This window comes from Duganella sp. Leaf61, from assembly GCF_001421905.1.
GTDB lineage: Bacteria > Pseudomonadota > Gammaproteobacteria > Burkholderiales > Burkholderiaceae_D > Rugamonas > Rugamonas zoogloeoides.
Window position 1 is genome coordinate 37,144 of the sequence record NZ_LMLM01000005.1, and the last position, 13,396, is coordinate 50,539.

The 13,396-nt window shown below is 65.1% G+C and carries 10 protein-coding genes; 3 read left to right on the forward strand and 7 right to left on the reverse strand.

Annotated elements, in window-relative coordinates; all coding sequences use genetic code 11:
* Positions 1 to 10: 10 nt before the first annotated feature.
* Complete coding sequence (locus ASF04_RS07165; RefSeq protein ID WP_056139455.1) at positions 11 to 1,411, reverse strand: L-cystine transporter; 1,401 nt, start codon at positions 1,409 to 1,411, stop codon at positions 11 to 13.
* A gap of 244 nt (positions 1,412 to 1,655) precedes the next feature.
* Here ASF04_RS07165 and ASF04_RS07170 point away from each other — a divergent pair, with 244 nt between their 5' ends.
* Positions 1,656 to 3,281, forward strand: a complete 1,626-nt coding sequence (locus tag ASF04_RS07170; RefSeq protein WP_229204952.1) for a methyl-accepting chemotaxis protein — start codon at positions 1,656 to 1,658, stop codon at positions 3,279 to 3,281.
* A gap of 57 nt (positions 3,282 to 3,338) precedes the next feature.
* On the opposite strand, the gene ASF04_RS07175 is transcribed toward ASF04_RS07170, so the two are convergent.
* The 6 genes from ASF04_RS07175 to ASF04_RS07200 form a co-directional block, all read right to left on the reverse strand.
* Positions 3,339 to 4,712: a PAS domain-containing sensor histidine kinase gene (locus tag ASF04_RS07175; protein WP_056139459.1), complete on the reverse strand. Its 1,374-nt coding sequence runs from the start codon at positions 4,710 to 4,712 to the stop codon at positions 3,339 to 3,341.
* Between the two features lie 121 nt (positions 4,713 to 4,833).
* Positions 4,834 to 6,375 (reverse strand): sigma-54 dependent transcriptional regulator, encoded by a 1,542-nt coding sequence (locus ASF04_RS07180; RefSeq protein ID WP_056139462.1) that lies wholly within the window; start codon positions 6,373 to 6,375, stop codon positions 4,834 to 4,836.
* Positions 6,376 to 6,388: 13 nt separating this feature from the next.
* Positions 6,389 to 7,591, reverse strand: a complete 1,203-nt coding sequence (locus ASF04_RS07185) for an ABC transporter permease (RefSeq protein WP_229204953.1) — start codon at positions 7,589 to 7,591, stop codon at positions 6,389 to 6,391.
* On the reverse strand, positions 7,588 to 8,835 hold the full coding sequence (locus tag ASF04_RS07190) for an ABC transporter permease (protein WP_056139465.1): 1,248 nt from the start codon (positions 8,833 to 8,835) through the stop codon (positions 7,588 to 7,590). The genes ASF04_RS07185 and ASF04_RS07190 overlap by 4 nt, the downstream gene beginning before the upstream one ends.
* 9 nt (positions 8,836 to 8,844) lie before the next feature.
* A complete protein-coding gene (locus ASF04_RS07195; RefSeq protein ID WP_056139467.1) occupies positions 8,845 to 9,507 on the reverse strand; it encodes an ABC transporter ATP-binding protein in 663 nt (220 codons plus the stop codon).
* A 10-nt stretch (positions 9,508 to 9,517) separates the two neighbouring features.
* Positions 9,518 to 10,765 (reverse strand): efflux RND transporter periplasmic adaptor subunit, encoded by a 1,248-nt coding sequence (locus ASF04_RS07200; RefSeq protein ID WP_056139469.1) that lies wholly within the window; start codon positions 10,763 to 10,765, stop codon positions 9,518 to 9,520.
* 247 nt (positions 10,766 to 11,012) lie between these two features.
* On the opposite strand from ASF04_RS07200, the gene ASF04_RS07205 reads away from it, so the two are divergent.
* Together ASF04_RS07205 and ASF04_RS28460 are read left to right on the forward strand one after the other, a co-directional pair.
* On the forward strand, positions 11,013 to 11,834 hold the full coding sequence (locus ASF04_RS07205; RefSeq protein ID WP_056139471.1) for a transporter: 822 nt from the start codon (positions 11,013 to 11,015) through the stop codon (positions 11,832 to 11,834).
* Positions 11,835 to 11,843: 9 nt separating this feature from the next.
* Entirely contained in the window at positions 11,844 to 13,385 is a 1,542-nt protein-coding gene (locus ASF04_RS28460; protein ID WP_056139473.1) for a methyl-accepting chemotaxis protein, read from the forward strand.
* The last annotated feature ends 11 nt before the right edge of the window (positions 13,386 to 13,396 follow it).

Sequence of the window (13,396 nt, forward strand, 5' to 3'; positions counted from 1 at the left end):
CAGTTGCGGATCAAGCCGCTTTGCTGTCGCTGTCGATCGAGAGGTCGGCATCGCCGTTGAACACGGCCATGTCGGTTTCGCCCATCACCCGGCTGGTCAGGGTGCCGGCCGTGATCGAGCCGCTGACGTTGAGCGCGGTGCGGCCCATGTCGATCAGCGGTTCGATCGAGATCAGCAAACCGGCCAGCGCCACCGGCAGATTCATCGATGAGAGCACGATCAGCGCGGCAAACGTGGCGCCGCCGCCGACGCCGGCCACGCCCACCGAACCGATGGTGATGATGGCCAGCAGCGGCGCGATGAAGTTGAACGTGAACGGATCGATGCCGACGGTCGGCGCGATCATGATCGCCAGCATGGCCGGGTAGATGCCGGCGCAGCCGTTCTGGCCGATGGTGGCGCCGATCGAGGCGGCAAAGTTGGCGATGCCTTCGGACGTGCCCAGGCGCTGGGTCTGGGTTGCCACGCTCATCGGAATCGAGCCGGCGCTGCTGCGCGAGGTGAACGCAAAGGTCAGCACCGGCAGGATTTTTTTCACGAAGCGCAGCGGATTGAGACCGGCGCCGGTGACAATCAAGAGGTGCACCACGAACATCAGCAGCAGCGCGCTATACGACGCCAGCACGAAGTCGATCAGGTGCAGGATGTCGGTGGGGCTCGACGTGGACACCATGCCGGCCATCAGCGCAAACACGCCGTAAGGCGTCAGGCGCAGCACCAGCGTGACGATGCGCATCACGATCGCGTGGGCTACCTTGACGAAGTGATCGAACGAGCTGAACAGATCAGGCTTCTTGTCGTGGATACCGCTCGCTGCCACGCCGATGAACACGGCAAAGATCACGATCGCAATGGTGGACGTCTTGCGCGCACCGGTCAGATCGAGGAACGGGTTGGCCGGAATGAACGAGAGCAGCATGTTCGGCAGCGAAATCGCCTGCGCCGTGCCGACCTTGCCTTCGAGGTACACGCCGCGCGCGACGTCGGCGGCTGACGCGGTCAGGCCCACGGCGGTAAGACTGAACGCCTTGGCCATCAGGATGCCGATGCCGGCCGCCACCAGCGTGGTGAGCATCAGCGTGCCGATGGTCAGCACGCTGATCTTGCCCAGCGAATCGAGACCCTTGAGCTTGAGGATGGCCGACACGATCGACACCATTATCAGCGGCATGATGATCATCTGTAGCAGCTTGATGTAGCCGGAGCCGACGATGTCGAGGTATTCGTTGGTGGTGGCCAGTGCCGGTGCGCTGACCCCGTAGATGGCCTGCAGCGCGGCGCCCAGCGCCACGCCCAGCCCCATGCCGGTGAACACCCGCACCGAAAAGGACGCGTTGCGGCGCTGGAGAATGTAGAGCACGCCCAGCAGCAGCGCGGCCGCCACCAGGTTCAGTATCACGTTGATCGCCATATTGTTCTTCTTTCACTGCAAATAAATAAAGCCCGCAAACAGCTGGCGGGGTCAGCCATTTTATAGGGGTTGATTACGCTGCGGGATAACGAAGTGTTTCAAGAAACGAATATTTAGCTATATCTCCATAAGATTTTCATATAAGGGCTGAAAGTTGGGACCACGTTGCGGACTGCGTTAGAATCGATATTCATTTCCGTATCACAACTATCGTTTTGATACCATATCCACCAGGAGGGAGAGCATGGCAAGCAAACATATGAAGGTCGGGACCAAGCTGGGACTGGGATTCGGCCTGGTGCTGGTATTGTTGCTGTCGATCGCGGCACTTGGCGTGGTCAACATGAGCACGATCCATGCCAAGCTCGACCGCGTGGTCAACGAGAATGCCGTGAAAACCGAGCTGGTGGGACGGATGTCGGAATCAGTCCATATCGTTGCGCGGGTATCGCGCTCGGTGGTGCTGCTCGACAATGACGCAGCCATCGCCAACGAAATGAACAAGGTTGCCAGCGCACGCAAGGCCTACGACGAGGCGCGCGACCAGTTGGCCGCGCTGCCGGCCACCGCTGCCGGCGTGGCCATCCGCGACCGCATTGCCGGGATGCAGAATGCGTCACGCGAGTTCAACAACAAGGTGTTCGAGCTGGCCCGCGCGCACGAAGACGTGGCTGCTACCGAAGTACTGATGAAGCAGGCGGGCCCGGTTACCCAGCAGTGGCAGGACGCCATGGCCGAATACGCCGCGCTGCAACATGCTGCCAATCAGGCCGATGCCGACGCCGCATCCACCGCCTATGCGCGGGCCCGCACCGTGATGCTGGCGCTGAGCGCGCTGGCGATCGCCATCGGCGTGGTGGCCTCGGTGCTGATCGCCCGCAGCCTGCTGCGCCAGCTCGGCGGCGAACCCGACTACGCGGCCGACATCGCCGGCCGCATCGCTGCCGGCGACCTGACGGTGGCGGTCGATACCCGCCACGACGACAACCACAGCATGCTGCACGCAATGAAGATGATGCGCGATGCGCTGTCGGCCATCGTTACCGAGGTGCGCACCGGCACCCAAACCATCGCCGCCGCTTCGACCGAGATCGCGGCCGGCAACCAGGACTTGTCGTCGCGCACCGAGCAGCAGGCCAGCGCGCTCGAAGAAACCGCCTCGTCGATGGAAGAGCTGACCAGCGCCGTGCGCCAGAACAGCGACAATGCGCGCCAGGCCAATGTGCTGGCCGACGCCGCCTCGACCGTGGCGCGCCAGGGCGGCTCGGTGGTGGCGCAGGTGGTCGATACGATGGGCGCCATCAACGATTCGTCGCGCAAGATCGTCGACATCATTGCCGTGATCGACGGCATTGCGTTCCAGACCAATATCCTGGCCCTGAATGCCGCCGTGGAAGCGGCGCGCGCCGGCGAGCAGGGCAGGGGCTTTGCGGTGGTGGCCACCGAGGTGCGCAACCTGGCGCAACGCTCGGCCTCGGCCGCGCGCGAGATCAAGGAACTGATCGGCAACTCGGTCGAAAAGGTGGAAATCGGCAGCAAGCTGGTAGAGCAGGCCGGGCAGACCATGAACGACGTGGTGGACAGCGTGCAGCGCGTCAACGACATCATGGTGGAAATTTCCAGCGCCGGCCACGAGCAGAGCGCCGGCATCGAGCAGATCAACCAGGCCGTCACCGAGATGGATACCGTCACACAGCAAAATGCCGCGCTGGTGGAAGAAGCCGCTGCCGCAGCGGAAGCGTTGCAAGAGCAGGCGGCCAATCTGGAGCGCATCGTCAGCGTGTTCCGCGTCGATGGCTTGCCGGCGGCGCCGGTGGCGGCGAAGCCAGCTTTATCGCGCAAGGCGGTAGCCCGGTTGGCGGCGCATTAAAAAAACCGGTCCGCCTGCGCGGGAATGACATGTTATCGGCGCCAGAACGTCAATCCGTCATTGCCGCGCAGGCGGGAATCCAGTCTGCACCACCGGCACTATTACCTCGAACACCGTGCGCCCATCCCCGGTGGCCGCCAGCCGATACTGGAAGCCGTGGCGGCCCATCACCTCGCGCACGAACAGCAGGCCGATGCCCTGGCCGCCTTTCTTGGTGGTGAAGAACGGCGTGAACAGCTGCTCGGCCGGTACGCCGCCGAGCAGGTTGCCGGTATCGAACACCGCCAGGCGCACCGCGCCATCCTCGCAGGCCAGCACGAATTCGATGGCTTGCCGCTCACCGCCTGCCTGTTCCACCGCCTCCATCGCGTTCTTGACCACGTTGAGCAGCGCCTGCTCCATCAACTGCCGGTCCAGCGCCAGCGGCGGCGCCGTGTCGCAGCGCCCCCAGCCGATCTGGATGCCCCGGCTGCGGCACGGTTCGCGGTACAGGTACAGGATGTCGTCCATGATGTCGCGCAGGGCGCACGGCCGCAGCTCGGGCGCCGGCATCTTGACCACGCGCGTAAAACGCTCGATGAATTCGCCCAGGCGCACGTTGCGCTGCTTGACAGCGGCAATCGCGGTGCCGAAATCTTCGCCGTCGCGCTCGGCCAGCTGGCTGCGATAATAGAGCAGCGAATCGAGCACCGAACCGGTGGCCGCGACCGTATTGTTGACCTCGTGCGCGAGCACGCGGATCAGCTTGTCGTACGTGGATTTTTCCGAGCTTTCCAGTTCTTCCGTCAGTTCCTCGACCAGCAGGAAGTGGCGTGGAAAGCCGCGATCGTGGAACTGACCGCGCTGTCCCCGGTAACGGCGGCCGCTGGCGCCGGTCAGCATCCGGCTCTCGCCCAGCGGCAAGGCATCCAATTGCGCCAGCAGGCCTTGATCGCCATCGGCCCTGGCCAGCGCGCGCAGGGTCTGGCCGCACGGCGCCGGCGCACCGGCTGGGGTACCGACCAGCGCCTGGGCGCTGGCATTGAGCAGGCTGACATTGCCATCGAAATCGAACACGATGACCGCGCTGGGCGTCGCTTCCAGCAGCCGGTCAAGAAAACCCTGCTGTTCTCCCAGTTGCAGGCGCTCGCGGTACAGGCGTTCGAGCATGGTATTGAACAGCGCCACCAGTTCGCCCAGTTCGCCATCGCCGCTGCCTTGCAGGCGCGCGGCATAGTGCTGGTCTTGCAGCAGGTCGTGGAAGTGGCGCGTGTAGCCGAGCGGCTCGAGCGCGCGGCCGATCAGGCGCAGGCCAAGGAACAGGCTCACCAGCAGTGCCGCTTCCAGCGCCAGCATGGTTTGCGGCGTATCGCGCAGCAGCACCACCATCAGCACGATCGCGAGCACATGCACGACCACCAGGTAGGCATACAGCTTATGGCGCAAGCTCATGCGAACCTCGCAAGACCTGCTGCGCGCCCTGTGATCGCCGCTGCATTGCGCAGCGCGTGCCCGCCTACCGGCGCTACTGCCGACGATATCGAACCGCTCGCGACGGTCTTTCGCGGTTCGTTCATGGCTGGGGTTCGGATTCGGCAGCGCTACCCAGGCCATGCCGCTCCAGGCGCCGGTACAGCGCGGTGCGACTTACGCCGAGCGCCTTGGCCACGCGCGAGATATTGCCCTGGTGCTGGTCGAGCGCGTGGGCGATCATGTGGCGCTCCACCTGCTCGAGGGTCATGCCGTCCACGCCGAGACGCCGGTTGCCGGCGATATTGCCGCCATGCTCGTGCTGTTCGGCGGCGATGAAATCGGCCTGTTTCAGTTCGGTCTTGCCGACCAGCAGCAGGGTGCGCTCCAGCGTCTGCTTGAGCTGGCGAATATTGCCGGGCCACGGCTGGGCGGACAGCCATTCCAGCGCCTGCGGCGCCAGCGTGGCCGGTCCCAGGCCGTAGCTGCGGGCGACGTCGGTGAGGATGTGGCGCGCCAGCAAGGGGATGTCGCTGCGCCGCTCGCGCAGCGCCGGCAGGCGGATGGTAATCAGGTTGAGACGATAGAATAAATCTTCGCGGAAGTCGCCGGCCGCCACCAGTTCGGCCAGCTCGCGGTTGGTGGCGGACACCACGCGGATATCGGCGCGCTCGGTGCGGCTGGCGCCGACCGGCTGGTAGCTCTGGTCTTGCAGCACGCGCAGCAGTTTCACCTGGTCGGAGCGATTCAGTTCGCCGATCTCGTCGAGGAACAGCGTGCCCTGGTGGGCGCTGGCCACGTGGCCCTTGCGGTCGGTGCGCGCATCGGTAAAGGCGCCGCGCACGTGGCCGAACATTTCGCTCTCGAACAGCGTGGGCGTGATCGCGCCCATGTTGATCTTGACGATGGCCTGGTCCGCGCGCGGGCTGTTGCGGTGGATGGCGTCCGCCACCAGTTCCTTGCCGCTGCCGCTTTCGCCCAGGATCAGCACCGGCGCGCGGGTGGCAGCCACCTGGCCGATGGTAGCGAGCACCTTGAGCAGGCGCGGGTGCTCGCCGACGATGGCCGAAAAATCGAAGCGGGCGTCGAGCGCGCGCCGTTCGGCGTGCGCGGCGTAATGCGATGGCGATGGCGCTTGCGCCGGGCTGGCGGCGGCTGGATCGTCCGGGGCGCCGGTCAAGGTGCCGGCCAGCGCGCCTGCTGCAGCGCCGTCCGCTGCTGCTCCCGCTGTTCCCGCTGTTGCCGAGGCCAGCCGATCCACGGTATCGAGCGTGGCCCGCACCAGCTCCGCCAGCTGCGTGTTATCCCACGGCTTGGTAAAAAAATTGGCGGCGCCTGCCTGCATGCCGCGCACGGCCAGGCCGATCGAACCCCACGCCGTCATCAGCAGCACCGGCAGGGCCGGGTGGGCCTGCCGGATGGCGGCCAGCAGTTGCAAGCCTTCGTCGCCACTCGTGTGCAGCGAAAAATTCATGTCTTGCAGCACCAGGTCCACTGGCTGGCGCGCCAGCGCGGCCAGCGCCTGAGCGGGGTCGTCGCTGCACACGGTGTGGTAGCCGGCCTGCTTGAGCAGCAGCGCCAGCGACACCTGGACCGCGCTGTCGTCATCGACAATCAGGATGCATTGCTTGCGGGGAGATTCCATCGATACGACAGCCTTATTCGTAGTGCAGCGCCTGCACGGGACTCAACTGCGCGGCGCGCCAGCCCGGATACAGCGAAGACAGCAAGGATAGCAGATAGATCACACCGGCCGATAGCGCCGCCGCTGCCCAGAACACCGGCCAGTTCAGCGTCTCGCCCATTACACCGGTGAGCGGCAACTGCACCAGCAGCACCAGGCCCACCAGCATGGCGCTGGAACTGAGCAGGAATTGTTCGGCAACGATCTGGCGGTAGATGCTGGCGGAGGTGGCGCCCAGCGCGCGGCGCAGGCCCAGTTCCGGGATGCGCTGCGTGGTGTTTTGCCACAGCACGCCGAACAGGCCAAACGCCACCATCACCAGCAGGAACGCCGCGATCACGGCGCCGATCTTGAGCGGCACCAGTTGCAGACTCAGCATGGAAGCACGCGCTTCGGTCAGCGGCGTGATCACCAGCGACCATTGCGGTTGCAACTGCTTGATGCGGTTGCTGAGGGCGCTCTCGAATGCGCGTGGCGTGCCGGGCTGCAGCTTGAGCATGATGATCGTCATCGCCTCCTTCTCCACGCCGGGGCGAAAGCGCGGCAGCATGAATGGTTGCGGGGCCATGAACTCGCCCTGCGAGCGGTACGCCTCCACCACGCCTACCACGCGATAGCGGGTGGGGTTGGCGTCACCGCTGGCATCCGAAAACAGCTTGCCCACTGGCGCTGCCGCAGCCCCCGGAAACAGGCGCTCGGCCGCCAGTTGGTTGATGACGACCGGCGTGGCGTCGCTACCGTCGTCGGCGCTGGAGAACCAGCGGCCGCTGGTCACGCGCATGTCCATGGTGGCGCCGTACTGGTCACTCGCATCCTGGACATCTATGCGGATGGGACCGGTGCCGTCGGCACGCTGGTAGTCGCCGATGCGGCGCGACATCTCGTACACCGGCAGGGCCGCAAACGCCACGCTTTTCACCTCGGGCAGGGTGATCAGGTTACGCTGCAACTGGTCGTAGATGGCAGCGTCGTTGACCAGCGGTTTGCCGGTGCGGATCTGCACCATCCACTGGTCGCGGTACGCAAAGCCGGTGGGCAGTTGTTGCAGCTGGACATAGCGCGCGGCAAACGCCGCCAGCGCGAACACCAGCACGAAGGCCAGCAGGATTTCCAGGCTCAGCATCAGGTTGCGCGACTTGCGCTGCCAGATCAGTTTCAACAGGTGGCGCAACATCATGCGGTTCCTTTCAGTGCTTGCACGGGCGCCAGGCGCGACATTTTCCAGGCCGGGATCACGCCCGACAGTACACCGAACACCAGCGTGATCAGCAGGCCATAGCCGAACACGGCCAGATTGAGATCGACCTGCAAATACGGAATCAGGCCCGATCCTTCGAGCCACCACAACACGCCGGCCGCCGCCAGCAGTCCAACCGCGCCGCCGGCCAGGCACAGCAGCACGTTCTCCAGTACCAGTTGCGTCACCAGCTGGGCGCTGGTGGCGCCAAACGCCTTGCGTACGCCGATCTCGCTGCTGCGCTCCATGATGCGGCCGACGTTGAGGTTGACCAGGTTGAGCGCGGGCAGGGCCATGAACAGCAGCATCAGCACCACGATGGTGGTGAGCAGCTTGCCCACGCCCGCGTCATCGGCACGGCTCGACGTGAGCTGGCGGGCAAAGACTTCGAGCTTGGAGTCGCCCCAGAAGCGGTGGACATTGAGTTTATTCGGGTCTTCCGGCTGGACGCTGCGGGCCGCGTCCAGCAGTTGCTGCTTGATGGCGGGCAGGTCGGCAGCGGTACGGCCCAGCACCATCACGGTAAACATGCCGTACATCTGGCCCCTGTATTCGGTGGAGGGCAGGGTGGTGATCGGAGTCCAGATATCGGCGTATGCGTTCAGGTGCAGCGCATCCTCCACCACGCCGATCACGGTAAACACCTGGCCACCCACGCTGACTTTCTGGTCCAGGTACGGCAGGCCGGGAAACAGCCGGCGCGCGGTGGATGCGTTGACCACGGCCACCATGCGCCCTTGTGCGTCATCGTCCTGCGTGGGCAGGCGGCCGGCCAGCAGCTTGAAGTCGAGGATCTGCCAGTACTCGGCGTCCACGCGGCGCATCATCACCTCGCTCACGCGCCCTTCCTGGTACACCGATACCGACTGCGGGAACAGGGTGGCCGATACCGCTTCCACGCCGCCCTTGCCTTGCAACGGTTTCAGGTACTGCTCGATCACCTTGTACCCGAACAGGCCGTTGCGACGGTTGTTCTTGGTGGAGTGGCTCGACTCCATCAAGATCATTTGCACGAAGCGCTCGCTTTTACCCTCCACCCCGGTCGGATAAAACGTGTTTTGCAGCAGCGCGGTGACCACCATCAGCACCACCAGCGTCAGCACGATGCACAGCATATTGATGGCGGTGAACAGTTTGCGGCGCATGAAGACTTTCCACGCCGTCAGCAGATAATTTCGGAACATGGCGGCCCCTTATGCGACCAGCTGGCCGTCGAACACGCGCACGATGCGCGAGGCCAGGCGGGCGTCGTGCTCGTTGTGGGTGACCATTACCACCGTGGTGCCTTCGTGGTGCAGTTGCAGCAGGATGTCCATCACTTCGCGGCCCATCTGGCTGTCGAGGTTGCCGGTTGGTTCGTCGGCCAGCAATACCTGCGGCTGGCCCACGATGGCGCGGGCGATTGCCACGCGCTGCTGCTGGCCGCCCGAAAGCTGGTTCGGATAATGGTCGATGCGCGCACCGAGGCCCACTTTTTCCAGCGCCTCGCGCGCCATGCGCCGGCGCCGCTTGGCGGGCAGGTCGCGGTACAGCAGCGGCAGTTCCACGTTGTCGATCACGCGCAAGTCGTTAATCAGGTGAAAGCTCTGGAAGATGAAGCCGAAAGTGCTGTTGCGCAGCTGCGCCACGTGCTTGTCCTGGTACGACGCCACCGGCTGGCCGCCGACCTCGATGGTGCCGCTGCCGGGCACGTCGAGCAGGCCGATCAGGTTGAGCAGGGTGCTCTTGCCGCAGCCGCTGGGGCCCATGATGCCGACGAATTCGGCCCTGGCGATGTGCAGGTCGATATCCTTGAGGGCCAGGGTTTCGACCTTGTCGGTGCGGTAGGTTTTGCTGACATTATGCAGGCGTATCATGGTGTTCCTTTTAGTGGTCGATGCGAACGGTGTCGCGGTCCTGGTAGCGGCTGGTATCGGAGGTGATCAGGCGGTCGCCCGCGCGGGCGCCTTGTAAAATTTCCACCACCTTGCCGTCGCCGGCGCCGATGTCGAGCGTGGTCTTGCGGGCCACGCCGTCGCGGACCACGAACACGTCTTGCGGACCGCGGCCGTTAAAGGCGGGGCCGGCATCGACCAGCAGGGTGTTTTTCTTTTGTTCGGTGATGATGTTCACTTCCACCCGCAGCTTGTTGCGCAGCATGGCGTGGTGCGGCTCGTCGAGCACGACCAGCAGTTTGACGGTGCCGTTCTGGATCTCGGGCAGGATGGTCTGCACCACGCCACGGAGCTTGACGTTGCCTTGTTCCACCAGCACGGCCTGGCCCGGATCGAGCGCGCGCGCATGAAAGTCCGACAACGACGCTTCCACCTTGTAGTTATTGGGTTCCGACACCCGCGCCAGCATCTGGCCGATGGCCACGCTGGCGCCTTCGTCGGCCAGCAGCGAACTGAGCATGCCGGCAAACGGCGCCCGCACGGCGGTCTGCGCCAGCAATTGCTGTTGCTCCTGCAACTGCTTGTTGAGGATGTTTTTTTGCAGGCGGGCGCCATCGATATTGGTGGACGTGGCGCGGCGGCTGTCCTCGATCAGCTCCTGCTGCTGGCGCAGCGCGATCTCGTTGCGCTGCACGTTCAGCTCGGCCGTCAACAAATCCTCGGCCGATACGCCGCCGGCCTTGCGCAAGGTCTGGTAGCGGCCCAGCCGCACGCGCGTGGCTTGCAAGTCCAGTTGCAGCAACTCGATGGCGCTGACCAGTTGCTTGCGCTTCTGGTCCAGTTCCTGCGTCAGCGCGACGATGCGGTTTTCCTGCAACGCCAGTTGTTCGCGGATGTTGTCGATCGCCAGCACCACGCTGCGGTTGTCGAGTTCGAGCAGCAAATCGCCGGCCTGCACCTGCTGGCCCAGCCGCGCATGGACCTTGGCCACCCGGCTCTGGATCGGGCTGGCGACCTGCTCTTCGTGCACCGGGATCACAATGCCGGAGGCATTGATGGTGTTGGCGATGCCGCCCGCGCGCACGGTGGCGATGGTGACGCTGTCGGCCGCCACGCTGGCGCCAACAGCGCGGTTGAGGCCCCACGCCGCCAGGCACACGGTGGCCAGCACGGCGGCCACCACCAGCGCGATGGTGGCGCGGCGGCGGACGGTGATGTGCGGGCTGAGCGGTTGATCCATAGGTATTCCGGCAAGGTTAAGTTGTACAACTTAGTGCAACTGCCGTGCCAGCCCGGGGCATCAATAAAATCCTTGTTGAATCAGGATGTTATGTAGCGATCAAGGTTGCATTGCCAACGCTGGTCTGCCCGGCGCCGGGCACCGCTGCCCGGATCCGGACACAGCGCCGCCTGTGGAAATTTACCAACCGTTGATTCAAAACAATGTGATACCGTGGAGACACAAAACCTTTAAGGCGAGGCGGAAAATGGCGATCAAGATCTGCGCAGCGTGGTCTGGCGTGCCAGGCGTACTGGTTGCACTGCTGCTCATGCTGCCCGGCCCGGCCAGCGCCGGCGAAGACGACGACGGCATCGTCACCGACCGCCCCGACTTTGTCGAGTCGAGCAACGTGGTGGGCAAGGGACGCTTCCAGGTCGAGACCAGCGTCGCCGTCGAGCGCGACAAGGCTGACGGCATCAAGCTGCGCACCGTCTCCACGCCCACCTTGCTGCGCTTTGGCGTGGCCGAGGACTGGGAACTGCGCGTGGAAACCGACGGCCGCCTGCGCGCCACCGCCCACGATCCCGCCACCGGCCAGCGCCTGCGCGAGACTGGCTATGCCGACACCGCCGTCGGCGTGAAATGGCATATGGTCGATGACGAAGGCGCGCGGCCATCGATGGGCTTGCTGGCGCACTGGGACCTCGATACCGGCTCGGCGCCGTTCCGCGCGCCCGGCAAGGGCGGTTCGCTGCGCGTGGTGGCCGAGTGGGACCTGCCCGGCGACCTGGGCCTGGGCGTGATGCCGGGCGTGGCGTGGCAGCGCAACGACGAGGGCCAACGTTTCACCAGCGGCATCTTCGCGGTGGTGCTGGGCAAGGAGTGGAACGACCGCCTGCGCACCTTTGTCGAATACTCGGCGCAGCAGATCGCCCATGCCCGCGACGGCGGTTCGATCAACACACTCGACGTGGGCGCCGCCTGGCTGCTGGGCAAATCGGTGCAGGTCGATACGGCCGTCTCGCGCGCGCTCAATAAAAACACCCCCGACTGGAGCTGGACGGTCGGCTTGTCGCTCAAATTCTAGGAGTTGCGCATGCGCTGGACCATCAAGCGGCGTCTGCTGCTCTCGAACGTGGTAACGCTGGTGTTTGTCGGCCTGGTGGGCGTGGTCGGCTACCAGGCCGTGGCCGTACTGAGCCGGGCGATGGACGCCATCACCATCAACGGCTCGGCCATGAAAGACCAGCTGCAGGCGGACATGATGCACGACGCGCTGCGCGCCGATGTGCTGGCCGCGCGGCTGGCGGCCGACCGCAATGACGCTGCCGAAATCAAGGGCGTGCGCGAGGATACGGCCGAGCACATCGCGCTGTTTCGCAAGCTGATCGACGACATGGGCGCGGCCACCACCGACGCCGAGATTCAGCAGGCCATGCGCCAGGTGCGTCCCGACGCCGATCGCTATCTTGCCAGCGCCCAGCAGATGGTGACGCTGGCACTGTCCGACAAGGACGCCGCGCAGGCGCAGTTCGGCGCGTTCATGGACAACTTCCGCGTGCTCGAGAAAAGCATGGCGGCGCTGAGCGACGTCATCGAGAAGAACTCCGACGCCACCAAGGCCGTGGGCGACGCGGCAGTGACCGGTTCGCGCTACCAGATCATCGGCTTTGCCGCGCTGGCGGCGCTGGTCTCGCTGTTGATGGGCCGCGCGCTGGCGCGCTCGATCATGACGCCGCTGAACCAGGCGGTGGGCTTTGCCGCCAGCGTGGCCAGGGGCGACCTGTCCGGGCGCATCGAGGTGGGCGACGACGACGTCTCCGAAACCGGTGTACTCAAGCGTGCCTTGCGCGACATGAACAGCAGCCTGCACCGCATCGTCAGCCAGGTGCGCGGCGGCACCGACGCCATCGCGCTCGCCTCGGGCGAAATTGCGGCCGGCAATATGGACTTATCGGCGCGCACCGAGTCGCAAGCCAGTTCGCTGGAAGAAACCGCGTCGTCGATGGAAGAGATGACCACCATGGTCCACCACAACACCCGCCACGCCAATGAGGCCAACACGCTGGCGGCCTCGGCCACCGACGTGGCCGTGCGCGGCGGCGCCGTGATGACCGAGGTGGTGGCCACCATGGCGCAGATCAACGCGTCGTCACAGCGCATCGTCGACATCATTGGCGTGATCGAGGGCATCGCGTTCCAGACCAATATCCTGGCGCTCAATGCCGCCGTGGAAGCGGCGCGTGCCGGCGAGCAGGGCCGGGGCTTCGCGGTGGTGGCCTCCGAGGTGCGCGGCCTGGCCCAGCGCTCGGACGCGGCCGCCAAGGAAATCAAGCTGCTCATCGACGCTTCCGCCGGCCAGGTGGAAGCGGGCAGCACGCTCGTGGGCCAGGCCGGCGGCACCATGGACGAAGTGGTGGCCAGCATCGGCCGCGTCAACGCCATCGTGCGCGAGATCGCCAGTTCGAGCCGCGAGCAGGAGCTCGGCATCGACCAGGTCAACCAGGCCATCGTCAGCATCGACAGCGCCACCCAGCAAAATGCCGCGCTGGTGGAGCAGGCCGCTGCTGCCGCCGGCGCGCTGCGCGAACAGGCCGATCAGCTGGCAGGCGTGGTGCAGGTGTTCCGGCTAGCGTGAGACAATATTTC

What these genes read in the sequence shown, in the direction of transcription:
- ASF04_RS07165 (WP_056139455.1), bottom strand. Translation starts at nt 1,411, where the DNA reads ATGGCGATCAACGTGATACTGAACCTGGTGGCGGCCGCGCTGCTGCTG.
- ASF04_RS07170 (WP_229204952.1), top strand. Translation starts at nt 1,656, where the DNA reads ATGGCAAGCAAACATATGAAGGTCGGGACCAAGCTGGGACTGGGATTC.
- ASF04_RS07175 (WP_056139459.1), bottom strand. Translation starts at nt 4,712, where the DNA reads ATGAGCTTGCGCCATAAGCTGTATGCCTACCTGGTGGTCGTGCATGTG.
- ASF04_RS07180 (WP_056139462.1), bottom strand. Translation starts at nt 6,375, where the DNA reads ATGGAATCTCCCCGCAAGCAATGCATCCTGATTGTCGATGACGACAGC.
- ASF04_RS07185 (WP_229204953.1), bottom strand. Translation starts at nt 7,591, where the DNA reads ATGATGTTGCGCCACCTGTTGAAACTGATCTGGCAGCGCAAGTCGCGC.
- ASF04_RS07190 (WP_056139465.1), bottom strand. Translation starts at nt 8,835, where the DNA reads ATGTTCCGAAATTATCTGCTGACGGCGTGGAAAGTCTTCATGCGCCGC.
- ASF04_RS07195 (WP_056139467.1), bottom strand. Translation starts at nt 9,507, where the DNA reads ATGATACGCCTGCATAATGTCAGCAAAACCTACCGCACCGACAAGGTC.
- ASF04_RS07200 (WP_056139469.1), bottom strand. Translation starts at nt 10,765, where the DNA reads ATGGATCAACCGCTCAGCCCGCACATCACCGTCCGCCGCCGCGCCACC.
- ASF04_RS07205 (WP_056139471.1), top strand. Translation starts at nt 11,013, where the DNA reads ATGGCGATCAAGATCTGCGCAGCGTGGTCTGGCGTGCCAGGCGTACTG.
- ASF04_RS28460 (WP_056139473.1), top strand. Translation starts at nt 11,844, where the DNA reads ATGCGCTGGACCATCAAGCGGCGTCTGCTGCTCTCGAACGTGGTAACG.